The following is a 23,852-nucleotide window of genomic DNA, read 5'->3' as shown; positions in this document are numbered from 1 at the left end:
ACCCGGGGCGCAATCGTGCGGGCGAGAGATCCTCGCGGGACCCGACCGCCCGACCACGCCCACCCGGCAGGCGCCCCAGCACTGAGGAACAGCTCAAGCACAGAATCCCAGGGGTCATCACACCCCTGATGGGGAAGCAGAGGGAACAAGACGTTCCGCCCGAGGGGAGGAGCAACGCACAGCCATGGGTGAGGTCTTCGCCGCACGGTACGAACTCGTCGACCCGATCGGACGCGGAGGCGTCGGCGCGGTCTGGCGGGCGTGGGACCACCGCCGTCGCCGCTATGTCGCCGCCAAGGTGCTTCAGCAGAGCGACGCCCACTCCTTGCTGCGCTTCGTGCGTGAACAGGCCCTGCGGATCGATCACCCCCATGTGCTCGCCCCAGCCAGCTGGGCCGCCGACGACGACAAGGTCCTGTTCACCATGGACCTGGTGTCCGGCGGATCGCTGGTCCATCTCGTCGGGGACTACGGTCCCCTGCCCCCCGTCTTCGTCTGCACCCTGCTGGACCAACTGCTGTCCGGACTCGCTGCCGTGCACGCCGAGGGTGTGGTGCACCGGGACATCAAGCCGGCCAACATCCTGCTGGAAGCCACCGGCACCGGCCGCCCCCGACTACGGCTCTCCGACTTCGGCATCGCCATGCGCTTCGGCGAGCCCCGGCTCACCGAGACCAACCTCGTCGTCGGCACCCCCGGCTATCTCGCGCCCGAGCAGATGATGGGCGCGGAACCGGACTTCCCGGCCGACCTTTTCGCCGTAGGGCTGGTCGCCCTCTATCTGCTGGAGGGTGCCAAGCCGGATGCCAAGGCGCTCATCCAGTACTTCGCCGCGCACGGCACCCCCAGCGCGCCCCAGGGGATTCCCGAGCCGCTCTGGCAGGTGGTCGCCGGTCTGCTCCAGCCAGATCCCCAGTCCCGTTTCCGGACAGCGACAGGGGCCCGCAAGGCACTGGCCTCTGCGATCGAGCTGCTGCCCGAGCCCGGCCCGGACGACGAGCAGATCGAGATCTTCGACCAACTCGGGCCACTGCCCGGCGGGTTCGCACCGCAGGGGCCGCTGAAACCGGCGTCGGGGATCGAGCCCGGGACCGGAACGGAGAGTCGGACCGGGGCAGGGACAGGGGCGGCAGCCGGAGCCGGCGGAGGGTCAGCGGCCGGAAGCGGGGCGGGGTTCGGCGCTGAGCTGGGCGGAGGCAGTGGGTCTCTCGGGGTATGGCCCGGGACGGGTTCGGTGTCTGTCGATCCTCGGGCGGGTGGCGCGGGCAGGGGCACGGGTGCCGGAAGCGGCGGAAGCGGCGGTCACTTTGCGGGTCCGGGCGGTGCTTCCGGGCCCGATCCTCGCCGGAACACCTCTTCGCCGTCGGCCGAGCCCCACACTCCCGGCCCGCACGACCCCCACACCCCGGACCAGCCCCCCATCGCTCCGCCGGTCAGCATGTCGGACACGGGGAGCTTCCATCTCCCACCACCGCAGCCGACCACGTCCCAGCGGCTCCAGGCTCAGCCGCAACCACAGCCCCAGCCGCAGGCCCCGCCCGAGCGGCCTCCGACGCCCCTGGCTCCCCCGCACTTGCCGCCACAGCCACACCACACGCCAAGCAACCAGTCCCACGACCTGTCGCAGCCCCCGTCGACGCCGCACGCCCAGCCTCAGCACACTCCCGCGCCTCACCCCCTCGAATCCACCCACGCGCTGACCCCCCGCCCTCGTATCGAAGCCTCTACTGCTTCATACACCGCCCAAGACCCGCAGGTTCCCACTCCCGCGCAGGCAATTCCCCGGCACCGTGCCGACCGTCGGCGCAAGAGCCGTACCGGTCCCCCGGCCAAGGTCGCGATCCCGGTGCTGCTCCTGGCGCTGGCCTGCTACGCCGTGGGTTTCTGGGCGCTGACCCAGATCTGAGCGACGCGCCCCTGACGGCCGGACACCACCGCATCGGTCCCGTCGGTCCCGTCGGTCCCGTCGGCTCTCTCGGCTCTGTCAGCCCCGTGAGCCCCGTCAGCACTCTCAGCACCCTCAGCGCCCTCAGCGCCCTCAGCGCCCTCAGCGCCCTCAGCGCCAGGAAACCGGGAGCACCGCCCTCAGCGGACGCGAAGCCAGACACCCGCCCCCTCAGACGGCGGTCCGGCGCCCCGCTCCCCGAGCCCCCGAGCCCCGCGTACCGCCTCCCCGTCCGCCCGTCACCCGCCGTCGCCCGAGCAGCGACCACGCCGCGAGCCATGCCAGCAGAACCGTCCCCGCGCTGATGCCGCCCACGGCGAGCGCGGTCATGGTCCCGGAGTCGCCGCCGCTCCCGGACACCCCGCCCGTCAGCGGTCCGGCGCCCTCCTGGCCGAGCTCCCCGGCCTCGGAGCCGTCGTCCGCGTCCTCCGCCGTGAAGACATCGCCCGGCACCGGCTTCCCCGCGTAGTCGGGCCCAGCCTGGGCGGCTCCCTCGACGCCCACCCGCAGGGTCAGCCCGAAGGGCCCGGCACCGAGTCGTTCGCCCACTTGTTCGGAGAGATGGACGACGAGGTAGTACGAGCCCGCGAACCGCATCCCGTTCACCCGCCCCGCCGTGGCGTGCCGGTTGTCGTAGGTGACCGGCGGCAGCGGCTGGAGCGTGGCGGCCGCCTGGCGTCCGCTGTAACCGGCGCCCGCGTCCTCGACGGGAGCGCGCACCGGGTTGTGCAGGGCCAGGTCGAGCGCCCCGGAGGTGTAGGAGCCCTGCTCGCCCGAGCCGCTCAGTTCGGCAGACGCCGACAGTTGTGTGCCCCAGTCGAGCGGGACCTCGTAGAAGAGGGTCTGACCTGGGACGATCTCGTCCGCCCAGACGCCCTCGCCGACCCGTGCCGCCGATGCGAAGCCCGCGCCGCCCGCCCGGCGGACCGGCTCGCCGGTCGCCGCCTTGGGTGTCGCGGAGTTCCAGCTTCGGGGCGCCTCCGTCGCACCCGGCTCCGTGAGCCCCGGCTCGGTGACGACCTCCAGTTCCAGATCCCACTCGTCAGACTCGGACGTGGCCGTGGCGACCCGCTCCACGACGACGTAGTACGTGCCCGCGCCCGCGCAGCGATTGCTGCCCGCACCCGCCTCGCGCGCGCCCCAGGCCACGACCGGGTGCGGGCTGCGGGTGGCGCCGATGGTCTCCGTGTCGTACGAGCACGAGCCGCCGTCGGTGTCCTCCACGGTGACCTTGACGCCATCGCCGCTGGCCGGCTTGGCGTCGTCGGAGGGTACGGCGGTGGCGGCGACATACGTGGTGGAGTCCGCGTCGAGTTCCAGCCGGAAGTAGATCTTGCCCTCGGACGGCAGCGTGCTGCGGTAGGGAACGCCGGGCTCCAGTCGCTCCGCGCCCGCGGTGGACTCCGCGGGTCGGACGGCCTGGGCGTCCTCGGCGAAGCCGTATCCGTCCTCCGCGCGGAAAGAAGTGACAGCGGACTGCGCCGGATGGGGAGCCAGGAGTACGAGGGCCGTTCCCAGCGCCGCCGTCGCGCCCGTCCACGCCGTACGCCGCCGCCGTATCACGCGCCACCCCTAGTCACCAGTCGGCCGAGTCTCCGTACCCCGGCCATCCTGCCGCGCCACAAGGCCCCGTACACACAAAACCCCGACCGCGTGGGCGGCCGGGGTCTTTCGGGACCGGTCGTCGGTGTGTCGCCACCGAACGCCGATCGCTCAGAACTGAGTGTCGATGCTCACGAACCCGTGGGCACGGAGTCAGTCGCCTCCGTCCACAGATCCTGCTCGGCGCGATCCGCCTGGATCTGGCGGTACACGAGGAGCCCGCCGATAGCGGCCAGTGCGACCAGGAGAAGCTTCTTCACCGCGCGACCTCGTCTTTCCTTGACGTAGGGGACCTCTGGCGCCCGACTATACACACCGGCCGATATCGGTACGTGACCTGCGGTGGCCCTCAACTCCCCCGCCTCGAAGCCCCTATAAGACCTCTATAGGACCTCAATAGGACGTCCGGGGAGGGGACACCGACATTCCGGCCGGAGGGTGATCACACCCCTACGACCAGTCACTCCACGCGCGATTTCGGCGCCGTCCCTCACCTTCCTGGACCTCTCCTCGGCCCCTTGCGCCCATCCGAGTGGTGTTCATCAGACGATCGACGCGCCACGAGCGTCGGTCCACCACTCCACGGCCGCCATACACATCATGAGGAAAGTACGCAAATCGCCCAACCTGAAAGTGAGGGGCCATGACCAGGAACAAGGTCATGACGCTGTGGACCGCCATCGTCACCGCCTTCCTCGCGCTGTGCACGGCGCTCGGACTCGTCACCACCACCGCCACCGCCGCGGCTGCGACCACCCCGCAGACCGAGGCCGCCCACACCAGCGCCGAGGCCGACACCACCGCGCTGCCGGCGGCGACCCCCTGGGCCTGGGCGCACGCCAGATCGCTACCACCCACGATGAAGCAGCGGATCGGAGCGGAGGCCCATGGCAAGACGCCCAGTTGCCGCCACCGCGCCCTCAATGACAGCGCCGCCGACACCACAAGCGGCGGCTCCGGGACACCAGGCGATGCCAACGCCCCCGCGGACCACTGCGACGACGGACCACATTCCTCCTCCGCCTCGCGCACCTCGGGGACGAGTTCCCACGACGGCACCACGACCGGACGACGCGACGGAGACACCCGAACACAGCAGGGCGAACGGCCCCGGCAGACCGACCACGCGCACCAGAGCGGGCGTTCCCACGAAGGCGGCCGGTCGGAGCAGGGCAGTCGGGGACGGCAGGGCAATGGGGCGCGGCAGACCGCTGGTGTCCACCGCGGCGACAGCGCTCACCGGGTCCACGGGACCCACCGGGCGTCCGAAGGCGTCGACGACACCGCGCTCACGACCGCCCACCACCGGTGAACAGCCCAAGCCCTTCGCCTCCCGCGCTTCCTGCCACGTCACCCGCTCCAGTCCCGCTCAGCCCGAATGACCCGCTCAGTCCGAATGACCCGCTCAGTCCGAATGACCCGGATGACCCGGATGACCCGGACGACCTAGACGACCTAGACGGCCCAGAGGGCGTAGGCGGCCCAGACGGCCCGGCCAACCCGAACTGGCTCCACTTGGCCCTTCTCGGACCCAGCAGATCTCCCCTCTGGCTCCCCTTGATCCCTCTCCGCTCCTCCCGATTGCTGATCTTCTGCTCACCTGTTGCTTTGTTCCTTGCCCTCTTCCTTGCCCTCTTCCTTGCCCTCTTCCTTGCCTTCTTCCTTGCCTTCTTCCTTGCCTTCTTCCTTGCCTTCTTCCTTGCCTTCCGTCTGCGCTGGCCCCGCCCGCAGGCGATCTTGGTTACCTCTGAATCCTGAGCATGTGCAGGTCCGGCCGCGTGTGGCGACCGGGCCATAGCCTCGTTGTTTCACGTGAAACAACAGGCATCTGGCATCGGGCATCACACGCGGGACGTTTCACGTGAAACACCGGAGCCGTCCGAGGCGAGGGCCTACCCGCCCCCTGCGCGGCACAGCAGGCAGCCCCGTTCCACGAACCGCACCAGCGACCCGTTCAGCGAAGCGCCCCCAGCCTCCACGCGCGGTACTCCTCGCGCACATACTCACGGCAGTCCGCGCCGGTGGCGATGTCCGCGCCCCTGGTACTGAGACCGAAGTGCACACCGTCGTACGCGACGAGCCGACGCGCCGCGCCCTCGGCCGTCAGCACCGCCACGGGCACCGCCTCACCCACCGTCCACGCCCCGCCCTCCGCCTCCTCGGCGAGCGCCATGCGGTCCAGCAGTGCCGCCCTGCGGAGCCAGAACTCCCGGTCGGACTCGACGGCCCCGAGACGGTCGGCGATCAGCGCCACCCAGGAGGACTCCACAGAGATCGCCGGGGCATCGGCGTAGTCGGAGACGGCACCGGCACCGGCACCGGTGGCGGTGGCGGTGGCGGAACCAGCAGGCAACTTGGTCACGGGGACTCCTCGGCGGTGGTCGTCGTCCGGTAGCTGATGAGCACGTGGTGCAGTGCGGTCTCCGCCAGCTCGCCATACGCGTACGCGCTGTCGGCGAGGCCCGCGGCGAGCGCGGCGGCCTCGGTGGTCTCGGCGCTCTCGTAGTCCGCCAGGTCTGCGAAGAAGGACAGTTCCCTGACCGTCACCGCCGCCCGCTCGCGCTCGGTGAGGCGCTGCCGCAGGGACGCGAGCCGGGCGCTCCTGGCCCAGTGGCCCAGGTGCTCGCGCAGGTCGGGGAGGGAGGCGGCCGGCCGCTCGTACAGGCCGTCCCGGCGTCCTAGCGCGAGATGCGACGGGCGCCCGCCCTGGACGACCGCCAGTACGGCGGACGACGTGCCGTACGCGTACGCCAGCGCGGCATCCTCGTACAGCTTCTCGATGCGGGTCTCCATCTCCTTCGAGAGGTCGCCGAGTCTCAGCAGGGCGTCGTCGTGGGGACGGATGTGATCGCGGCCGAGGACACGCACGGTGCCCTCGGCGGAGAGCACGCGGAGCGGATGGATGTGCCAGGAGGTGACGCGGGCCGCCGCGTGGGCGGCCCGGTACTCGCGGACCGCCGCGCCGAGGGCGGAGACGCTCTCCGCCAGGCTGTGGAACCACGCGCGAGTGGGGATGGACATGGTCGTCCCTTCGTTGCGGGAGACCGTCAGCCCAGACCCGGCTGTACGCCCGTACGCTCGACGGCGCTCAGGAGAAGCCCCCGCAGATCACGCCCGATGAGCGGTGAGAGGCGCTGCTCGATGGCCCGCCAGGAGGTGGCGTCGATGGCCATCAAGGCGGCGACGGCCGCGGGCCCCTTGCCGTGCTCGATGGCGGTGAGGGCGTCGCGCAGTTCGCTGGAGGCCATCAGGGAGATGCGCGGTGGGGTGGTGGGGGTCGGCTCGGACATGGACGTACTCCCTTTCGGTAGAGGTCGAGAAGGCTCAGCCATTTCAGCCACTTCGAATACCTCACGTGCTTCGAGTACCTCGGATACTTCAAGCGCCTCAGACGCCTCCAGCACCTCAGGAACCTCAGTTACGACGGCACGTCCCGGCGCCGTGGCATCGACGACAGCGCTGGCGACCGCGCCCCGGCTGAGGCACAGGGCGGACAGTCGCCCCCCGCAGGGCACGCACCCCACTGGCCAGCCATTCCTCAGGAGGTCTTGTCCTCAAGTCCTCTTAAGGAGTTGCTTTGGACTATGGCGCAGATCTTGCCCACTCGTCAAGACCTCTTAAGGAGTCGTAGGCTGGTGCCGAGGCTGTCGGCTGGCCATATGTCCGCCTTCCGCCAGCGCGACCAGGAACAACGGATCGGTGAGCACCAGTGCCAAAGGCCTACGAAGTGATCGCGGACGACATCCGCCGGTCCATCCGGGAGGGCGACCGCAAGCCGGGTGAACGGCTCCCCTCGGAGGAGGACCTCGCCAGGCTCTACAAGCGCAGCGTGCCGACGGTCCAGAACGCTCTCCGCCTGCTGAACTCAGAGGGCCTGATCGACAAGCAGCACGGACGGGGCACGTTCGTCCGCCGCCCCCGCACCGCCGCCGTTCGCGACAACGCGCGGCACCAGTGGGAGAAGGACCGGGCGTCCGAGCCACTGGAGCAGCGGGCCGAGACGGGCTCCACCGAGCACGACACCGGACTGGAGCTGAACGACCTCGTCTTCTACGCGAAGTACGAGGAGATCGAGGCACCGAAGGAACTGGCGGACGCCCTCGGCGTCCCGGAAGGCGCGCCCCTGGTGCGCCGTACGTACCGGACCCGGTACGCCGCGGAGACCGCGCCCTTCAACCTCGTGACCTCGTACCTCGTCCGCGAGCATGTGGCCGCCAACCCTGATCTCCTCGACGCGGCCAACGAACCGTGGCCGGGCGGCACACAGAACCAGCTCTCCACCGTCGGCATCGAACTGGACCGCATCGAGGAACGCTTCACCGCCCGCCCGCCGACACCGGAAGAGGCCGAGGAACTGGAACTGCCCCCCGGCACCGCCGTGATCCTGCTCCGCAAGATCTCCTACGACACCGACAACCGGATCGTGGACATCTCGGATGTCACACTGCCCGGCGACCGCACCGAACTCGTCTTCACCACCCCCCTGGAAAGGTGGTAAGTACGGCCATGAGCCGACGCGTCACCATCGTCACCGCAGTCCACGCACCGTCGGCCCCCTTCCTGGCGGACGCCCACAGATCGCTGTGCGAGCAGAAACTCCCCGACGGCTGGGAGTGGCACTGGCTCATCCAGGAGGACGGGAGGACGGACGACGTCCGGCCCCACGTCCCCGCCGACGACCGTGTGACCTTCCGGCAAGGGCGCCCCGGCGGCCCCGGAGTGGCACGCACGATCGCGCTGGCGCACGCCGACGGCGAGTACGTGAAGGTGCTGGACGCCGACGACCAGCTCCCCCCGGGGGCGCTCGCCCGGGACGTGGCCGCCCTGGAAGCGGACCCCACCGTCGGCTGGACCACCTCGCGCGTCCTGGACCTTCTGCCGGACGGCTCCACCGCGGGCTTTCCCGGCGACCCGGACCCCGGCCCGATCGAGCGCGGAGCGGTCCTCGACTTCTGGACGGCGAACAGCTTCCGCGCCCAGGTCCACCCGGCCACGCTCTGCGTACGCCGGGACCTCCTGGTCGCGCTGGGGGGATGGATGGCGCTGCCCGCGTCCGAGGACACCGGTCTCCTCCTGGCCCTGAACGCCGTGAGCCGTGGCTGGTTCTCGCCGGAGGTGGGTCTCCTGTACCGGAAGTGGGAGGGACAGGCCACGGGCCAGGCGTCCCACGTCGACCCGGCGGAGCGGGAGGCGCGCATGGCGGTGGTGGCGGCCAGGGCACGCGCCTTGGCGTCCTTCCAGTGGCGCTATCCGGTCACGGACTGACCGGATGGACCGGCTGTCGGACCCATGTTCGACAGCCGGTCCGGCAGCGCCATTCGACGGCTGACCCGGCAGCGCTCTTCACCAGCCCGTCCGGCAGCGCCGTTCGACAGCCGGTCTGGCAGGCAGCCCGGGTCGCCAGCCGGCCCGGCAGCCCTCGTCGCCGACCGACCCGGCAGCCCCCTTCGACCGCCGGTCCAGCGACACCGCCCGCCCCGACCATCACCCACCATCACCACTGACCTGCGCCACACAGCCTCCCCCTGAGGACGGCTCCGCCCCTCCCGTCAAAGAAGCGCCCCGGCATCGACCCTGGAGAAGATCAGGTCCATCTCCCCCTCGACGGGCCCGTCCCAGCGCAGCGGCACCACGGAAGAAGCACCACCCAGAGAACCACCCCCCAGAGCCGCCGGATAACTCTCCGGGGCATAGTCATTGACCAGCCGATACACATGAAATCCCGCGGCGGTCATCGTCCCCAGCAGTTCGTCGACGGACTCCCCGAGCTGCGCCATGCGCTCAGGGGTCACCTCGACGCTGATCTCCGCGTCGGGTCGCAGCCGGTCCAGGACGGGCGCCATGCCACGGACGACACTCCCCTCCGCCCCTTCGACATCGATCTTGATCACCCGCGCCTTGGTGATCTCCGCCGAGGTGAGGATGTCCGGCAACGGCGAGGCGTCGATCTCGAAACTGGATTCCGCCGGACCGTCGTACGGCACGATGCTGTTCGCCCCCATGTTGTGGGAACTGGCGAGCACAAAGGTCAATTTCTCGTGCCGGTCGGAGACCGCTCCATTGACGGCCCGGACGTTCCGGCACTCATTGAGCCGGAATTGCTGCCCGGCACGGCGATGGAATTCCGGGGACGCCTCGATCGCGACGACCTGCCCCGTCTCACCGACGAGCCGCGAGGCCAGCACGCTGAAGACGCCGATGTTGGACCCGACATCGACGAACCCGTCGCCCGGCTTCAACCGGCCCTGAAGCCACCAGGTCATATGGGGTTCCCAGATACCGAAAAGGTACAGATACCGCTGGATGAGATCCTGCGTATCGACCGCGAACCGCGCACCGGAGAGCGTCTCCACGACCCTTCTCCGCGGGTGTTCACGCAGATACGGATTCAGAAATCGACCGGCCAGAGTCGCTTTGCCGAGCGCGCCCGGAGCATCCCGTACATACCGACGGCCGAGTGTGACCAGAACCTCCGACATGCCAGAACCCATCCGACCATCACCCTCCTCGGCGCACCTCCAACCTACGCGCCGCTTCCGGAACGGCGGCGCGCGGAGCCCGACAGCACGGCACACCGTCAGGGGGCTCACCCGATTCCCCGTTCACCTTCTCCGAGCCCCACGCCGCTGCGAAGATAAGCGCAGGATCGGCCGGGGGGAGATTCCATGCTGGAGCAGATCGGCCTGTACTACCCGTATGTCCGTATACGCGATGAGCGGTGGCTCAAAACAGCCGCGCTGTACATGCCCAGACTGGCCCGTCTGGTGCCCGACGGCTACCGCGTCACCGACTCGCCCACCCTGCGCGCCCTCCGCGACGAACTCGACTTCGTGGTACCGGTCGACCCGGCGCTATCCGCCCAGCGACTGGCCCCCGTCTTCCTGGACCTCCTCCACCACCACGGGCCGGCCCTGCGCCGCTGGTACCAGGTGACCGACGACATCCAGAACCCCCCACACCAGTCACGACCCCACCAACCGTGGTCGCTCCGCGCGAACGTGCCCTGGCAGCGGGCCGACGGCGACCGGACGCTGGCCGAACTCCACCGGGGTGAGGTCACCGACAGTCTCCGCGAGGCCCTCCTCGACTCGGGGCTCGCCGTTCAGACCCTCCCCTCGTGGATCACGATGGACGCCGCCCTCGCGTGGGTGTACAAGCGCGCGCTCGTAGAGGAGACCGCCCATGCCGGTCGCTTCAGCCCCGCCACGGACCAGTTGGTGGCCCACCTCGCGTCCGGAGGCCAGGACACGGACGGCATCGCTTCGGTCCTCCTCGACGGTTTCGACACCGCGCCGAGCGACGGCGACACCGACGCCGTAGGTCTCCTGGCGCTCCGCATCGTCGCCCCGGACGACCTCACGGACGTACCCGTCCAGAAGATCATCCGCATCCGGCGCAGAAACCAGGACCTGTTCGACCGCTTCAGCGCCGAGGTCACGCGCACGGTCACCGAACTGACCGAGGAAATCGCCGACGTCACCCTGCCGGAATCCCGGAAGCTGCTCATCGCCACCACCGTCGACCAGCGCTTCGCCCAGCCCCTGGACGAACTCCGCCGCGCCATGAAGGGACTGCGCGTCGACACCGCCTTCAGCGCCGCCAGCCTGAAGTTCGAACTGCCCGCCGCGGCAGGCGCCGGCGCCCTCGGCGTGCTGGGCAACCAACCCGTCCTCGGCGCCGCGGTGGGAGCGGCCTTCGCCCTCGGCACACTCACCCGCCTGGCGAGCGGGCAACGGAGCGCTCTCCTCAGGGAGTCACCGACCGCCTACCTGCTCTCCGTCGAACGCGGCCTCGAACCGGCCACACTCCTCCACCGCCTCACCCACCGCGCCTGACCCACCCGCAGCCCGCCCTCCCTACCGACCAGGCGATGCTCGTAAGATCGTCCCGTCATCCTTGGGACGTGGCTGGAGGACGGGTGGGGACCGGCGAGCAACTCTTGACCATTGGCGCGGTGCTGCTCGGCGCCCTGACCACACACGCGACCAATTACCTGATGGAACGCAGCAAGAACCGCTACCTGCTGCTGACCCGATGGGACGACAAGAAGATCGACGCCTACTCGGAGTACGTGGACGCGTCCAAGGCGCGCATCGCGTCGTCGGTCCGGCTGTACGAGGCCAAGGAGGGCCTCCGGGACGAACACCGACCCGAGGAAGAACTCTGCGAGGACCTGTCGGACGCCACCCGGCGCTGGGGCTCGGCCTTCGAACGCGTGATGCTCCTCGGCGGCGACGACGCCATCGAAGCCGGGCACGATCTGAACCAGCTGCTCTCCCAGATCGACTGGCAGGCCAACGGGAAGATCACGGGAACCCTGAGCGAATGGCGGGAACGCCACCGGGCCGCCTTCCGCGCCATCAACGTCTTCCACGAGGCCGCCCGCGGCGACCTGGGCATCCAGGGCAACGTCACCGGCGAGAAACACCCGGAACGCGACCTTCTGCTTCCGCCCGCGCGACAGAACTCGGACAGCGCCTGAGACCGGACGACCATCCACCTGGTCGGCACCCGACCATCCACCTGATCGGCACCGGTCCGCAACGGAACGCGAAGAGGGCGCCCCCCACCTGGGGAGACGCCCTCTTCGTGATGCTGTGAAATGTGGGGCTAACAGGATTTGAACCTGTGGCCTCATCCTTATCAGGGATGCGCTCTAACCAACTGAGCTATAGCCCCGCCGCGCTCTGCGGTGTATGTCCCGCGCGCTGACCCCTGAAGATTAGCGCACGACCGGGGCAGTCCCAAAATCGATAGTCACAGGGCCCCCGGCACAGGTCCGAGGGGCGGAAGACCCGTCCCTCACCACCGCCGAGAAGTCCCGCGGCCACCGCCAGGCAGATCCCTCACCGCCCGCCGGGCCGCCGGTCAGCCACCGCCAGGCGGGCGACTCGGCCCCGCCCCCACCCCGTCACTCGTCCTCCGCCAGCGTCAGCTCCACGCCGCCCACGAACCCGGCCGACAGGTTGTAGATGAAGGCGCCCAGGGTCGCCAGCGCCGTCGCCAGGACCACGTCGATCACCGCGATGATCGAGGTGAACATCAGCACGTTGGGGAGGGACAGGAAGGACTGGAGGTCGAAGCCGTTCGACTCGTTCGAACCGGTCGCCTCCGAGATCGTGCCGCCGACTGTCGAGAAGACGCCCATCGCGTCCATGACCATCCACAGCACCGCGGAGGCGATGATCGTGCAGATGCCCAGCGCGATGGAGAGCAGGAAGCTGACCTTCATCACGGACCACGGGTCGGCCTTCGCCACCCGCAGCCGGGCCTTGCGCACCCGGGGTGTGGTGCGCGCCCCGGTCCGCGGTCGCCGTACCCCGGCACCGGTCTGCCCCTGCTGCTGCCCGCCCGCGAGCGCCTGCCCCTGACCGCCCTGGGTCTGGTACGCGGCCGGCGGGTGGTACGGCGTCTCCGGCTGCTGGGTCTGCCGCTCGCCCGGCAGCGGCGAGGTGCCCTGCGCGGCGGGCTGGGCACCGGCCTGAGTGGCGGCACCGGCCGCCGCGTACTGCTGGGCCTGTGGGCCCTGGGTGTCCGTCACAGTTCCCCCCTGGGTTCCATGAGTCTGAGATCCATGTGCGGATGATCCTTGTGTGGGAGATCCGTGTGCGGGAGTTCCATGTGCCGACGATCCGTGTGCGGGAGATCCATGGGTGTCCGGAGTGTGTGAGCCGGCCTTGGCCGGTTTGATCGCTTGCAGATTGGTCGTGTGCGGGTCGGTGATCTGCTGATGCGTGGGCTGCGGCTGGGGGGTCTGCGGGTCGGTGATCTGTGGAGGGGGCATCCCTTGGCCGTTCGTCCCCGGGCCGTGCGCTGCTCGCGCGGTTGATCCCTGAGGGGTCGCGCCCTGAGCGTTCAGGTCCTGGCCGTTCGACGCCTGGCCCGCCTGACCCCGTCGGCCGTCGTCGGATGCCTGGCCGCCCGCCTGCTGCTGCGCACCCATCCGCTGACTGCCCGTCTGCATACCGCCGAGCGGCACCTCACCGCCGGACGGGACACCACCGGCCGGTACGCCACCGGTGGGAACGCCACCAGCCGGGACACCGCCGGTCGGCATACCACCCGGCTGCCCACCGCTCACCGGCACACCGCCCACGGGAACGCCGCTCACCGGACCACCGCCCACCGGAACGCCACTCACCGGGCCACCGCCCACCGGCATACCGCCCACCGATGAGCCGCCGCCAGGCACCCCGTTCGTCCGCGCGGCGGAGCCACGACCGCCGCCGCCCTGTATCGCACCGGTGGAGTTACCGGCCGGGAAACCGGCCGACGACCCGGCGCCCGTGGCTCCGCTCACGCTGACTCACTCCTCGTGCTACTCGGCCGAGGGAGTGTCGCCCTCGTCCGTGCCGGTGGTCCCGGCACCCTCGGCGGCTTCGCCGACGGTACCGCTCGGGGCGGCACCCGCCACGGACGCGTCGCCGTCGGTGCCGTGTGCGACGGCACCCTCCGCGGACTCGTCGCCGGCCGCGTCGCCGTCGACCTCCTCCGCCTCGCGTCCCGCCTCGGCGTTGCGTGCGATACCGACCACGGCATCGCGCTTGCCCAGATTGATCAGTTGGACGCCCATGGTGTCACGGCCCGTCTCCCTGACCCCGCTGACTCGCGTACGAATTACACCGCCCGAGAGGGTGATGGCGAGGATCTCGTCGTTCTCCTCGACCACCAGCGCGCCCACGAGCGATCCACGGTCCTCCACGATCTTGGCCGCCTTGATGCCCAGGCCACCGCGGCCCTGGACGCGGTACTCGTCGACGGGGGTCCGCTTGGCGTACCCGCCGTCAGTGGCAGTGAACACGAACGTACCGGGTCGAACAACATTCATCGAGAGCAGCTCGTCGCCCTCGCGGAAGCTCATGCCCTTGACACCCGAGGTCGCCCGGCCCATGGGGCGCAGCGAGTCGTCCGTCGCGGTGAAGCGGATCGACTGGGCCTTCTTGCTGATCAGCAGCAGATCGTCGTCGGACGAGACGAGTTCGGCTCCGATCAGTTCATCGTCGGACCCGTCCTCCCGCTCGCGCAGATTGATCGCGATGACCCCGCCGGAGCGCGGCGAGTCGTAATCCTTCAGAGATGTCTTCTTGACCAGACCCGCCTTGGTCGCGAGGACCAGATAGGGCGCGGCGTCGTAGTCGCGGATGGCGAGGATCTCGGCGATGGCCTCGTCCGGCTGGAAGGCGAGGAGGTTGGCCACGTGCTGGCCGCGGGCGTCGCGGCCGGCGTCGGGCAGTTCGTACGCCTTGGCGCGGTAGACCCGGCCCTTGTTGGTGAAGAAGAGCAGCCAGTGGTGGGTGGTGGAGACGAAGAAGTGGTCGACGATGTCGTCTTCCTTGAGCTTCGTACCCCGTACGCCCTTGCCGCCGCGCTTCTGGGCGCGGTAGTCGTCCGTCTTGGTGCGCTTGACGTAGCCGCCGCGCGAGACGGTGACGACGATGTCCTCCTCGGCGATCAGGTCCTCGATGGACATGTCACCGTCGTAGGGGATCAGCTGGGTCTTGCGGTCGTCGCCGTACTTCTCGACGATCGCGGCCAGCTCCTCGCTGACGATGCCGCGCTGACGGACCGGGGAGGCGAGGATCGCGTTGTACTCGGTGATCTTGGCCTGGAGTTCGTCGTGCTCCTGGACGATCTTCTGGCGTTCCAGCGCGGCCAGTCGGCGGAGCTGCATCTCCAGGATGGCGTTGGCCTGGATGTCGTCGATCTCCAGCAGGTCCATCAGGCCCGTGCGGGCGATCTCGACCGTGTCGCTGGCCCGGATCAGGGCGATGACCTCGTCGATCGCGTCCAGCGCCTTGAGCAGACCGCGCAGGATGTGGGCGCGCTCCTCGGCCTTGCGCAGCCGGAACTTCGTCCGGCGGACGATGACCTCGATCTGATGGGTGACCCAGTGCCGGATGAAGGCGTCCAGCGAGAGGGTGCGCGGGACGCCGTCGACCAGGGCCAGCATGTTGGCGCCGAAGTTGGTCTGGAGGTCCGTGTGCTTGTAGAGGTTGTTGAGGACGACCTTGGCGACCGCGTCCCGCTTCAGGACGATGACCAGCCGCTGGCCGGTACGTGACGATGTCTCGTCACGGACGTCGGCGATGCCGCCGACCTTGCCGTCCTTGACCAGGTCGGCAATCTTCTGTGCGAGGTTGTCCGGGTTGGTCTGGTAGGGCAGCTCGGTGACCACCAGGCACTGGCGGTTCTGGATCTCCTCGACCTCGACGACCGCGCGCATGGTGATGGAGCCGCGGCCGGTGCGGTACGCCTCCTCGATGCCCTTGCGGCCGACGACCAGGGCGCCGGTCGGGAAGTCGGGGCCCTTGATCCGCTCCACGAGGGCGTCCAGCAGCTCCTCATGACCGGCCTCGGGGTTCTCCAGGTACCACTGGGCACCGGCCGCGACCTCGCGCAGATTGTGCGGCGGGATGTTGGTGGCCATACCGACCGCGATGCCCGCCGAGCCGTTGATCAGCAGGTTCGGGAAGCGGGCGGGCAGGACGGTGGGCTCCTGGGAGCGGCCGTCGTAGTTGTCCGTGAAGTCGACGGTCTCCTCGTCGATGTCGCGGACCATCTCCATCGACAGCGGCGCCATCTTGCACTCGGTGTAGCGCATGGCGGCGGCCGGGTCGTTGCCCGGGGAGCCGAAGTTGCCGTTGGAGTCGACCAGCGGCATCCGCATCGCCCAGGGCTGGGCCAGCCGGACGAGGGCGTCGTAGATGGAGGAGTCGCCGTGCGGGTGGTAGTTGCCCATGACGTCGCCGACGACACGGGCGCACTTGTAGAAGCCGCGCTCGGGGCGGTATCCGCCGTCGTACATCGCGTACAGCACCCGGCGGTGGACGGGCTTGAGGCCGTCACGGACGTCCGGGAGGGCGCGGGAGACGATGACGGACATCGCGTAGTCGAGATACGAGCGCTGCATCTCGGTCTCGAGCCCGACAGGTTCGACGCGCAGGGTCGGGCCCTCGGTCTCGGGCGTGACAGGCGGCACAGGTGTCACAGGGGTGTTCTCGTCGGCCATAGCTGGTGAAGATCCTTCCTGGTGCGGTCAGCTGAGACCGACTCAGATGTCGAGGAAGCGGACGTCCTTGGCGTTGCGCTGGATGAACTGGCGGCGGGCCTCCACGTCCTCGCCCATCAGGACCGAGAACAGCTCGTCGGCCTGGGCGGCGTCGTCCAGGGTGACCTGGCCGAGGACGCGGTGCTCCTGGTCCATGGTGGTCACGCGCAGCTCCTCGGCGTTCATCTCGCCGAGGCCCTTGAAGCGCTGGATGGAGTCCTCGCGGATGCGCTTGCCGCGCTGGCGGCCCATCTCCAGGAGCGCGTCGCGCTCACGGTCGGAGTAGGCGTACTCGACGTCCTCCCGGCCCCACTTGATCTTGTAGAGCGGGGGGCGGGAGAGGAACACATGCCCGGCCTCGACCAGCGGGCGCATGAAGCGGAACAGGAAGGTCAGCAGCAGGGTGTTGATGTGCTGGCCGTCGACGTCGGCGTCCGCCATCAGGATGATCTTGTGATACCGGAGCTTCTCGATGTCGAAGTCCTCGTGCACACCGGTGCCGAAGGCGGAGATCAGGGCCTGGATCTCCTGGTTCTGGAGGATCTTGTCGATCCGGGCCTTCTCGACGTTCAGGATCTTGCCGCGGATCGGCAGGATCGCCTGGACCTCCGGGTTGCGGCCGGACTTGGCCGAGCCGCCGGCGGAGTCGCCCTCGACGATGAAGATCTCGCACTTGGTGGGGTCGTTCGACTGGCAGTCGGAGAGCTTGCCCGGCAGCGAGGCGCTCTCCAGGAGCCCCTTGCGCCGGGTCAGGTCACGCGCCTTGCGGGCGGCGACCCGCGCGGTGGCGGCCTGGATGCCCTTGCGGACGATGTCGGCGGCTTCGTTGGGGTTGCGGTCGAGCCAGTCGTTGAGGTGCTCGTAGACCGCCTTCTGGACGAAGGTCTTGGCCTCGGTGTTGCCCAGCTTGGTCTTGGTCTGGCCCTCGAACTGGGGTTCGCTCAGCTTGACGCTGATGATGGCCGTGAGGCCCTCGCGGATGTCGTCGCCCGTGAGGTTGTCGTCCTTCTCGCGGAGCAGCTTCTTGTCGCGCGCGTACTTGTTGATCAGGTTGGTCAGCGCCGCGCGGAAGCCCTCCTCGTGGGTGCCGCCCTCATGGGTGTGGATGATGTTGGCGAAGGAGTAGACCCCCTCGCTGTAGCCGCTGTTCCACTGCATGGCGACTTCGAGGGAGAGGGCCTTGTCCTTGTCCTCGGCCTCCAGGTCGATCACGGTGGGGTGCACCGTCTCGCCCTTGCGGGAGTTGAGGTACTTCACGAAGTCGACGATGCCGCCCTCGTAGTGGTACGTGACCGTCTTGGCCTCGGCCTTGTCGTCGCCGCCCGCCTCGTCCGCCCCGGTGACCGCCTTCGCCGACTCGCGCTCGTCGGTGAGCCGGATCGTCAGGCCCTTGTTGAGGAACGCCATCTCCTGGAAGCGCCGCGAGAGCGTCTCGAAGGAGTACTCGGTGGTCTCGAAGATGTCCGCGTCCGCCCAGAACGTGACCGACGTGCCCGTCTCCTCGATGGCCTCGTGCTGGGCCAGCGGGGCGGTGGGGACGCCCATCTTGTAGTCCTGCGTCCAGCGGTGGCCGTCGGTGCGCACCTCGACGGCGACCTTCGAGGACAGGGCGTTGACCACGGAGACGCCCACGCCGTGCAGACCGCCGGAGACCGCGTAGCCGCCGCCGCCGAACTTGCCGCCCGCGTGCAGCACGGTCAGCACGACCTCCAGGGCCGGCTTGCCCTCGGAGGGGACGATGCCGACCGGGATGCCCCGGCCGTTGTCCACGACCCGCACACCGCCGTCCGGGAGGATCGTGATGTCGATGGTGTCCGCGTGACCGGCCAGCGCCTCGTCGACGGAGTTGTCGACCACCTCGTACACCAGGTGGTGGAGCCCGCGCTCACCGGTCGAGCCGATGTACATGCCGGGGCGCTTGCGGACCGCGTCCAGCCCTTCCAGGACGGTGATCGCACTGGCGTCGTACGAGGCGGTGACCTCGCCGTTCGCGGCGTGGGCCGTGTCGCTCACGCCTGCGTCGGTGGACGGGATGTTCTCGTTGGGGTTGCCGGAATCGGCCACGAAGCGCCCTTTCTGGCACAGCACGAGCCAGGCTCCTCGGCAGGTTGCCGGAGCGGCTGCGGCATGTTGCGTTGGTAAGCCTTGATCAGCGTTGCTCAGCTTTTCCCGGGCGGTCCCCACGGGCGGGGCGGGATTACCTCTCAGTCTACCGGTAGCACTGACACTGATGGGCGTTTGCCGGTACCTGAGTCCGCATGTGCCGCCCTGAACCGTCCTCTCTCGGGTCCCGATATACGGATGGGGGCTCCAAGAGGCTCACGGAGCCACTCAGCGCTTCCAGATGTCAACCCTTCGCTACTCCGGGGTCAGGTCGAGATTCGCAACTGTGTGCGCTCAAAGGAGGGGGTTGTGGGCGATTCGTGCGACATTCGGTCCACAGCCTGTGGACAACCGCCCGCGCACGGGCGGCGCGGGAGCCGTGCAAGGGCCGCCGACGTGACCTGACTCTCAGATCACCTACGCGGCGGAGGGGGCGTCGGCGGACACTGTCGGGACGCTGTGAGGTCGCTCACTCCCGGCCTCGGAGGTCATGATCGGCGGTGCTTCGGCGGGTGTACGGGGTTCATGTGGGGCGTGTCGGGTGATCGGCGGGGGCCGGTCCATGGGGCCCGCTCGGACCGGACGCGGCTGACGCACGCGGTCCCGGTGACGGTCGCCCGCCTGCGGCGTGGGCCCCGCGTATGTGCCCGGTCCGGCGTGGTCCGCTCACCCGGCTCGGTCACCCGGCTCGGTCACCCGTAGGTGTCGCCGGGCCCGGTGCTCCCGGGGGCGCGCAGCGGTCCGTACCGGCGCGCGGGGCCGCCCGGATTGAGCACCTTGATCATCCGGACGGTGCCGTGTCCGAGGTCCTGGTTGAGGCGGGCGACCAGCGCGGGCGCGAGATGGCGCAGCTGGGTCGCCCAGGCCGTGGAGTCGCACTGCACGACCAGCACCCGTTCGTCCTCGTCGTAGCGCTGCGGCACACAGTGCTTGGCGAGGTCCTCCCCGACGATCTCCGGCCAGCGGCCCACCACCCCGCCCACCGCGGCGGGCGTCTCCCAGCCGCGCTCGGTGATCAGCCGGTTGATGGCCGCGCCCAGCGCCATGGGGTCGCGCCCGTCGGCGCGCGCGCCGGAGCGCAGACCACCGCCCCGGCGCGCCTGCTTCTTCTGCTGGGCCGCGTCCCCCCGCGCGCGGGCCGCCTCCTTGGCGGCGCGCAGCGCGACACGCGCGAGATCCACCCCGGACGGGGTCCCTTGTGCCGCCTCCCCCGGGGAGCCGGAGCCGGGCCGCGAAGCCCCGGACAGAGGTCCGTCGCCGCTCATACCCGCTCCACCGCCCCGTCCGACACGCCGTACCGCGCCCCGGCCAGCACATGCGGGACGTCGTCTTCGACCGCGGCCGTGACCAGGACCTGTTCCCCGGGCGCCACCAGCTCGGCGAGCCGCTCCCGGCGCCGGGTGTCCAGCTCGGCGAAGACATCGTCCAGGACCAGGACCGGCTCATTGCCCTCGGCCCGCAGCAGGTCGTACGAGGCGAGTCGCAGCGCCAGCGCGTAGGACCAGGACTCGCCGTGGGAGGCGTACCCCTTGGCGGGCAGTTCGCCCAGCTTGAGCTGGAGGTCGTCGCGGTGCGGTCCGACGAGGGTGACGCCCCGCTCGATCTCCTGCTTGCGCACCTCCGCGAGCGCGCCGAGGACCTGCTCGTACAGCGCCTCGCGCGTATGTGCCTCGCCCGGCGCGGACGGCTTGTACTCCAGGGCCAGCGGACCGCCGCCGGGCGCCAGCTGCTCGTATGCCTTGTCCGCCAGCGGCATGAGCGTGGCGATCAGATCGAGCCGGTGGGCGAGCAGTTCGGCGCCCGCGCGAGCGAGGTGCTGGTCCCAGACGTCGAGCGTGGACAGGTCCATGGACCGTCCTCCGTGCCGCCGCGCCAGCGCGGCCGACTTCAGCAGGGTGTTGCGCTGCTTGAGGACCCGGTCGTAGTCGGAGCGGACGCCCGCCATCCGCGGGGCGCGGGCGGTGATCAGCTCGTCCAGGAACCGCCGCCGCTCCCCGGGATCGCCCTTGACCAGCGCGAGATCCTCCGGCGCGAACAGCACGGTCCGGACGATGCCCAGAATGTCACGGGGTCTGACCTGCGACGATCGATTGATCCTGGCGCGGTTGGCACGACCGGGGTTCAGCTCCAGCTCGATCAGCTGCTGCCGCTCGCCCTGGCGGATCTGGGCCCGGACGACGGCCCGCTCGGCGCCCATCCGGACCAGCGGGGCATCGGAGGAGACCCGGTGGCTGCCGAGGGTGGCGAGATAGCCGACGGCCTCCACCAGATTCGTCTTGCCCTGTCCATTGGGCCCGACGAACGCGGTGACGCCCGGATCGAGCGGGACCTCGACCCGGGCGTACGAGCGGAAGTCGGCGAGCGACAGATGCGTGACGTGCATGGTGGTGCGCCGACCTCCCCCGAGGCTGTGGATCAATGACTGCCGTACTGGTGCTGCCTGTGCTGGTGGCGTGTCCGTTCTGTCGCCGCCGGGGCGGGCTACTGCTTGCCGGGCTTCTTCTCGACCGCGTGGCCGCCGAACTGGTTGCGCAGCGCGGCGATCATCTTCATCTGGGGCGAGTCCTCCTGGCGGGAGGAGAACCGCGCGAACAGCGAGGCGGTGATCGCCGGGAGCGGCACCGCGTGGTCGATGGCGGCCTCCACCGTCCACCGGCCCTCGCCGGAGTCCTGGGCGTAGCCACGCAGCTCGTCCAGGTGCTCGTCCTCGTCGAGGGCGTTGACCGCGAGGTCGAGCAGCCAGGACCGGATCACCGTGCCCTCCTGCCAGGAGCGGAAGATCTCCCGGACGTCGGTCACGGAGTCGGCCTTCTCCAGCAGCTCCCAGCCCTCGGCGTAGGCCTGCATCATGGCGTACTCGATGCCGTTGTGGACCATCTTGGCGAAGTGTCCCGCGCCGACCTTGCCCGCGTGCACCGCGCCGAAGTCGCCCTCCGGCTTCAGCGCCTCGAAGACCGGCCGCACCCGCTCGACATGCTCCGGGGCGCCGCCGTACATCAGCGCGTAGCCGTTCTCCAGGCCCCAGACGCCGCCGGAGACACCGCAGTCGACGAAGCCTATGCCTTCGGCGGCCAGCTCGGCGGCGTGCTTCTCGTCGTCCGTCCAGCGGGAGTTGCCGCCGTCCACGACGATGTCGCCGGGCTCCAGCAGCTTGGCCAGTTCATCGACGGTGGACTGGGTGGCGGCGCCCGCCGGGACCATGACCCAGACGACCCGCGGAGCCTGGAGCGTGTCCACAAGCTCCTTGAGGCTGTGGACATCGGCGAGGTCCGGGTTGCGGTCGTATCCGACGACGGTGTGGCCCGCGCGGCGGATCCGCTCGCGCATGTTGCCGCCCATCTTGCCGAGGCCGACGAGACCGAGCTCCATCAAGTGATCCTTAGGTTGCGATGTGGCAGGAGGCACTTTCGTACCTGCGTCCGAGCCTAAACCCGGACGCTTGTCCACATCTGTGGGCATAGCCGCTCAAACGCGTATGCCCCGACCTGGGCCGCGGTTCCGGCCGGATCAGCCGCTGAGCCGTACCGGCATGATCAGGTACTTGTACGCCTCGTCCGCCTCGGCGTCGAGCGCGGGCTTGCCGCTGAGCAGCGCCGGCTTGGTGGACGTGGTGAACGAGAGCTGGGCCACCGGGGAGTCGATCGCGCTCAGGCCGTCCAGCAGGAAGGTCGGGTTGAAGGCGATCGAGATGTCGTCGCCCTCCAGCTGGGCGTCGACCCTTTCCACAGCCTGTGCGTCGTCGCTGGAACCGGCCTCCAGGATCAGCACCCCCTGCTCGAAGCTGAGCCGCACCGGCGTGTTGCGCTCGGCGACCAGCGCCACACGCTTGACGGCCTCCACGAAGGGGGCCGTCTCGATCACCGCGATGGAGTTGAACTCGGTCGGGAAGAGCGTGCGGTACTTCGGGAGGTCGCCCTCCAGGAGGCGGGTGGTCGTCCGGCGACCGGCGCCCTCGAAGCCGATCAGGCCCTCACCGGCGCCCGAGCCGGACAGCGCCAGGATCACGCTGTCGCCGCTGGTCAGCGCCTTGGCGGTGTCCAGGAGCGTCTTGGCGGGCACCAGGGCGACCGCGGACGCCTCCGGGTTCTCCGGCTTCCACAGGAACTCACGGACCGCGAAGCGGTAGCGGTCGGTGGACGCCAGCGTGACCCGGTCGCCCTCGATCTCGATCCGCACACCGGTGAGCACCGGCAGCGTGTCGTCACGACCGGCGGCGATGGCGACCTGGGCGGCGGCCGAGGCGAAGACCTCGCCAGGGACCGTGCCGGTCGCGGAGGGCATCTGGGGCAGCGACGGGTACTCCTCCACCGGGAGGGTGTGGAGGGTGAAGCGGGAGGAGCCGCAGACCACCGTCGCCCGTACACCGTCTGTGGAGATCTCCACCGGGCGGTTGGGGAGGGCGCGGCAGATGTCGGCGAGGAGGCGGCCGGAGACCAGGACCGTGCCCTCCTCCTCGACCTCGGTGTCGACGGAGACCCGCGCGGAGACCTCGTAGTCGAAGCTGGACAGGCTCAGCTGGCCGTCCTCGGCCTTCAGCAGCAGTCCGGCGAGGACAGGGGCCGGCGGACGGGCCGGGAGGCTGCGCGCCGCCCAGGCCACTGCCTCCGCGAGTACGTCGCGTTCCACCCGGATCTTCACTGTTGCCGCCTCCTGCTGTTGCCGGCCTGCTCGCCCTGCCTGGCCCGTCTGTCTGTCGCGGTGTCGTCGGCCCCTGTGACGGGAAGGACACCGGGGAACAGTCTGACGCACGCCACTGACAGTAGGTGCCCCTCGGGGTCAAGTCGTGACGCGGGGCAGCCGGACGTCCCAGGGCGAGTTGTGCACAGGGCCCCCTTCGAAACGGATTCCCAGCTCTCTCTAGTCGGGAGTAGTAGTAGGGCCTGTGGATACCGTGGATAACCTCGTTTTCCCAGCTCAGAGTGGAAATTTTGTCCACGGGGCCTGTGGGTGGAGGCGGTGGACAACCCGGGTCCGCTGTGGAGAACGGAAAGTTCTGCACACTGCGTGCACAGGGAGAGGCGACTTCTCCCCAGAGCCGTCCCCAGCTTTACCCGGCTTTCCCACAGCCCAACCCGGCACCTTTGTGTGACGCCTTTCACTCGACCTGGTGATCAGGCGCGTCGCGTTGCCGAACAGTGGACAGAGGTGTGGAGA

At 69.7% G+C, this 23,852-nt stretch carries 19 protein-coding genes, 1 tRNA gene and 1 pseudogene; 6 read left to right on the top strand and 15 right to left on the bottom strand.

Annotated features, from left to right (window positions below; all coding sequences use genetic code 11):
- Positions 1-184: 184 nt before the first annotated feature.
- The gene (locus tag AB0D49_RS08045) at positions 185-1,906 is read left to right on the top strand and encodes a protein kinase (RefSeq protein ID WP_362752614.1); all 1,722 of its coding nucleotides are present in this window, start codon (positions 185-187) and stop codon (positions 1,904-1,906) included.
- A 210-nt stretch (positions 1,907-2,116) separates the two neighbouring features.
- Here the strand turns inward: AB0D49_RS08045 and AB0D49_RS08040 are convergent, their stop codons facing one another.
- Both AB0D49_RS08040 and AB0D49_RS08035 read right to left on the bottom strand, forming a co-directional pair.
- Entirely contained in the window at positions 2,117-3,508 is a 1,392-nt protein-coding gene (locus AB0D49_RS08040) for a hypothetical protein (RefSeq protein ID WP_362752611.1), read from the bottom strand.
- Positions 3,509-3,678: 170 nt separating this feature from the next.
- Complete coding sequence (locus AB0D49_RS08035) at positions 3,679-3,807, bottom strand: DLW-39 family protein (RefSeq protein WP_003999697.1); 129 nt, start codon at positions 3,805-3,807, stop codon at positions 3,679-3,681.
- A 383-nt stretch (positions 3,808-4,190) separates the two neighbouring features.
- Here AB0D49_RS08035 and AB0D49_RS08030 point away from each other — a divergent pair.
- Positions 4,191-4,484, top strand: a pseudogene (locus tag AB0D49_RS08030) (DUF6344 domain-containing protein); the annotation flags it as partial.
- A gap of 659 nt (positions 4,485-5,143) precedes the next feature.
- Here AB0D49_RS08030 and AB0D49_RS08025 read toward each other — a convergent pair.
- From AB0D49_RS08025 to AB0D49_RS08010, 4 genes are all read right to left on the bottom strand, one after another.
- The gene (locus AB0D49_RS08025; protein ID WP_362752608.1) at positions 5,144-5,392 is read right to left on the bottom strand and encodes a hypothetical protein; all 249 of its coding nucleotides are present in this window, start codon (positions 5,390-5,392) and stop codon (positions 5,144-5,146) included.
- Positions 5,393-5,501: 109 nt separating this feature from the next.
- Positions 5,502-5,909, bottom strand: coding sequence for a hypothetical protein (locus AB0D49_RS08020; protein ID WP_362752605.1), 408 nt, complete (start codon positions 5,907-5,909; stop codon positions 5,502-5,504).
- The gene (locus AB0D49_RS08015) at positions 5,906-6,568 is read right to left on the bottom strand and encodes a hypothetical protein (protein ID WP_362752602.1); all 663 of its coding nucleotides are present in this window, start codon (positions 6,566-6,568) and stop codon (positions 5,906-5,908) included. Before AB0D49_RS08015 ends, AB0D49_RS08020 begins: the two co-directional genes overlap by 4 nt.
- A 26-nt stretch (positions 6,569-6,594) precedes the next feature.
- Positions 6,595-6,837 (bottom strand): hypothetical protein, encoded by a 243-nt coding sequence (locus AB0D49_RS08010; RefSeq protein WP_362752599.1) that lies wholly within the window; start codon positions 6,835-6,837, stop codon positions 6,595-6,597.
- A gap of 419 nt (positions 6,838-7,256) precedes the next feature.
- Between AB0D49_RS08010 and AB0D49_RS08005 the strand changes: the two genes are divergently transcribed.
- Together AB0D49_RS08005 and AB0D49_RS08000 are read left to right on the top strand one after the other, a co-directional pair.
- A complete protein-coding gene (locus AB0D49_RS08005; protein ID WP_362752596.1) occupies positions 7,257-8,045 on the top strand; it encodes a GntR family transcriptional regulator in 789 nt (262 codons plus the stop codon).
- A gap of 8 nt (positions 8,046-8,053) precedes the next feature.
- Positions 8,054-8,812, top strand: coding sequence for a glycosyltransferase family 2 protein (locus AB0D49_RS08000; protein ID WP_362752593.1), 759 nt, complete (start codon positions 8,054-8,056; stop codon positions 8,810-8,812).
- 284 nt (positions 8,813-9,096) lie between these two features.
- Here the strand turns inward: AB0D49_RS08000 and AB0D49_RS07995 are convergent, their stop codons facing one another.
- Positions 9,097-10,038 carry an FkbM family methyltransferase gene (locus AB0D49_RS07995; RefSeq protein WP_362752590.1) on the bottom strand — a complete coding sequence of 314 codons (942 nt, stop codon included), beginning with the start codon at positions 10,036-10,038 and terminating at the stop codon, positions 9,097-9,099.
- 174 nt (positions 10,039-10,212) lie between these two features.
- Between AB0D49_RS07995 and AB0D49_RS07990 the strand changes: the two genes are divergently transcribed.
- Complete coding sequence (locus tag AB0D49_RS07990) at positions 10,213-11,382, top strand: DUF6236 family protein (RefSeq protein WP_362752587.1); 1,170 nt, start codon at positions 10,213-10,215, stop codon at positions 11,380-11,382.
- Positions 11,383-11,486: 104 nt separating this feature from the next.
- A complete protein-coding gene (locus tag AB0D49_RS07985; RefSeq protein WP_362753419.1) occupies positions 11,487-12,029 on the top strand; it encodes a hypothetical protein in 543 nt (180 codons plus the stop codon).
- 123 nt (positions 12,030-12,152) lie between these two features.
- Here AB0D49_RS07985 and AB0D49_RS07980 read toward each other — a convergent pair.
- The 8 genes from AB0D49_RS07980 to dnaN form a co-directional block, all read right to left on the bottom strand.
- A tRNA-Ile gene (locus AB0D49_RS07980) sits at positions 12,153-12,226 on the bottom strand.
- 232 nt (positions 12,227-12,458) lie between these two features.
- Positions 12,459-13,331 (bottom strand): DUF3566 domain-containing protein, encoded by an 873-nt coding sequence (locus AB0D49_RS07975; RefSeq protein WP_362752584.1) that lies wholly within the window; start codon positions 13,329-13,331, stop codon positions 12,459-12,461.
- Between the two features lie 534 nt (positions 13,332-13,865).
- On the bottom strand, positions 13,866-16,556 hold the full coding sequence (gene gyrA / locus AB0D49_RS07970; RefSeq protein ID WP_362752581.1) for a DNA gyrase subunit A: 2,691 nt from the start codon (positions 16,554-16,556) through the stop codon (positions 13,866-13,868).
- A gap of 42 nt (positions 16,557-16,598) precedes the next feature.
- Positions 16,599-18,683 (bottom strand): DNA topoisomerase (ATP-hydrolyzing) subunit B, encoded by a 2,085-nt coding sequence (gene gyrB, locus AB0D49_RS07965; RefSeq protein WP_362752577.1) that lies wholly within the window; start codon positions 18,681-18,683, stop codon positions 16,599-16,601.
- 707 nt (positions 18,684-19,390) lie between these two features.
- Positions 19,391-19,963, bottom strand: coding sequence for a DciA family protein (locus AB0D49_RS07960; protein WP_362752574.1), 573 nt, complete (start codon positions 19,961-19,963; stop codon positions 19,391-19,393).
- Entirely contained in the window at positions 19,960-21,081 is a 1,122-nt protein-coding gene (gene recF, locus AB0D49_RS07955) for a DNA replication/repair protein RecF (RefSeq protein ID WP_362752571.1), read from the bottom strand. The genes AB0D49_RS07960 and recF overlap by 4 nt, the downstream gene beginning before the upstream one ends.
- A 98-nt stretch (positions 21,082-21,179) precedes the next feature.
- On the bottom strand, positions 21,180-22,067 hold the full coding sequence (gene gnd / locus AB0D49_RS07950) for a phosphogluconate dehydrogenase (NAD(+)-dependent, decarboxylating) (RefSeq protein WP_362752568.1): 888 nt from the start codon (positions 22,065-22,067) through the stop codon (positions 21,180-21,182).
- Positions 22,068-22,205: 138 nt separating this feature from the next.
- The gene (gene dnaN / locus AB0D49_RS07945; RefSeq protein ID WP_362752565.1) at positions 22,206-23,336 is read right to left on the bottom strand and encodes a DNA polymerase III subunit beta; all 1,131 of its coding nucleotides are present in this window, start codon (positions 23,334-23,336) and stop codon (positions 22,206-22,208) included.
- Positions 23,337-23,852: the final 516 nt, after the last annotated feature.

The organism is Streptomyces sp. NPDC048290 (genome assembly GCF_040652095.1).
In the GTDB taxonomy this organism is placed as follows: Bacteria; Actinomycetota; Actinomycetes; order Streptomycetales; family Streptomycetaceae; genus Streptomyces.
Note: the sequence above shows the minus strand (reverse complement) of the source record. Positions and strands in the feature narration are given on the sequence as shown.

Bases quoted from the DNA above. Each gene is read 5' to 3' on its own strand.
- AB0D49_RS08045 (WP_362752614.1), top strand. From the start codon at position 185: ATGGGTGAGGTCTTCGCCGCACGGTACGAACTCGTCGACCCGATCGGA.
- AB0D49_RS08015 (WP_362752602.1), bottom strand. From the start codon at position 6,568: ATGTCCATCCCCACTCGCGCGTGGTTCCACAGCCTGGCGGAGAGCGTC.
- AB0D49_RS08010 (WP_362752599.1), bottom strand. From the start codon at position 6,837: ATGTCCGAGCCGACCCCCACCACCCCACCGCGCATCTCCCTGATGGCC.
- AB0D49_RS08000 (WP_362752593.1), top strand. From the start codon at position 8,054: ATGAGCCGACGCGTCACCATCGTCACCGCAGTCCACGCACCGTCGGCC.
- AB0D49_RS07995 (WP_362752590.1), bottom strand. From the start codon at position 10,038: ATGGGTTCTGGCATGTCGGAGGTTCTGGTCACACTCGGCCGTCGGTAT.
- AB0D49_RS07990 (WP_362752587.1), top strand. From the start codon at position 10,213: ATGCTGGAGCAGATCGGCCTGTACTACCCGTATGTCCGTATACGCGAT.
- AB0D49_RS07975 (WP_362752584.1), bottom strand. From the start codon at position 13,331: ATGCCCCCTCCACAGATCACCGACCCGCAGACCCCCCAGCCGCAGCCC.
- gyrA (WP_362752581.1), bottom strand. From the start codon at position 16,556: ATGGCCGACGAGAACACCCCTGTGACACCTGTGCCGCCTGTCACGCCC.
- AB0D49_RS07960 (WP_362752574.1), bottom strand. From the start codon at position 19,963: ATGAGCGGCGACGGACCTCTGTCCGGGGCTTCGCGGCCCGGCTCCGGC.
- recF (WP_362752571.1), bottom strand. From the start codon at position 21,081: ATGCACGTCACGCATCTGTCGCTCGCCGACTTCCGCTCGTACGCCCGG.
- gnd (WP_362752568.1), bottom strand. From the start codon at position 22,067: ATGGAGCTCGGTCTCGTCGGCCTCGGCAAGATGGGCGGCAACATGCGC.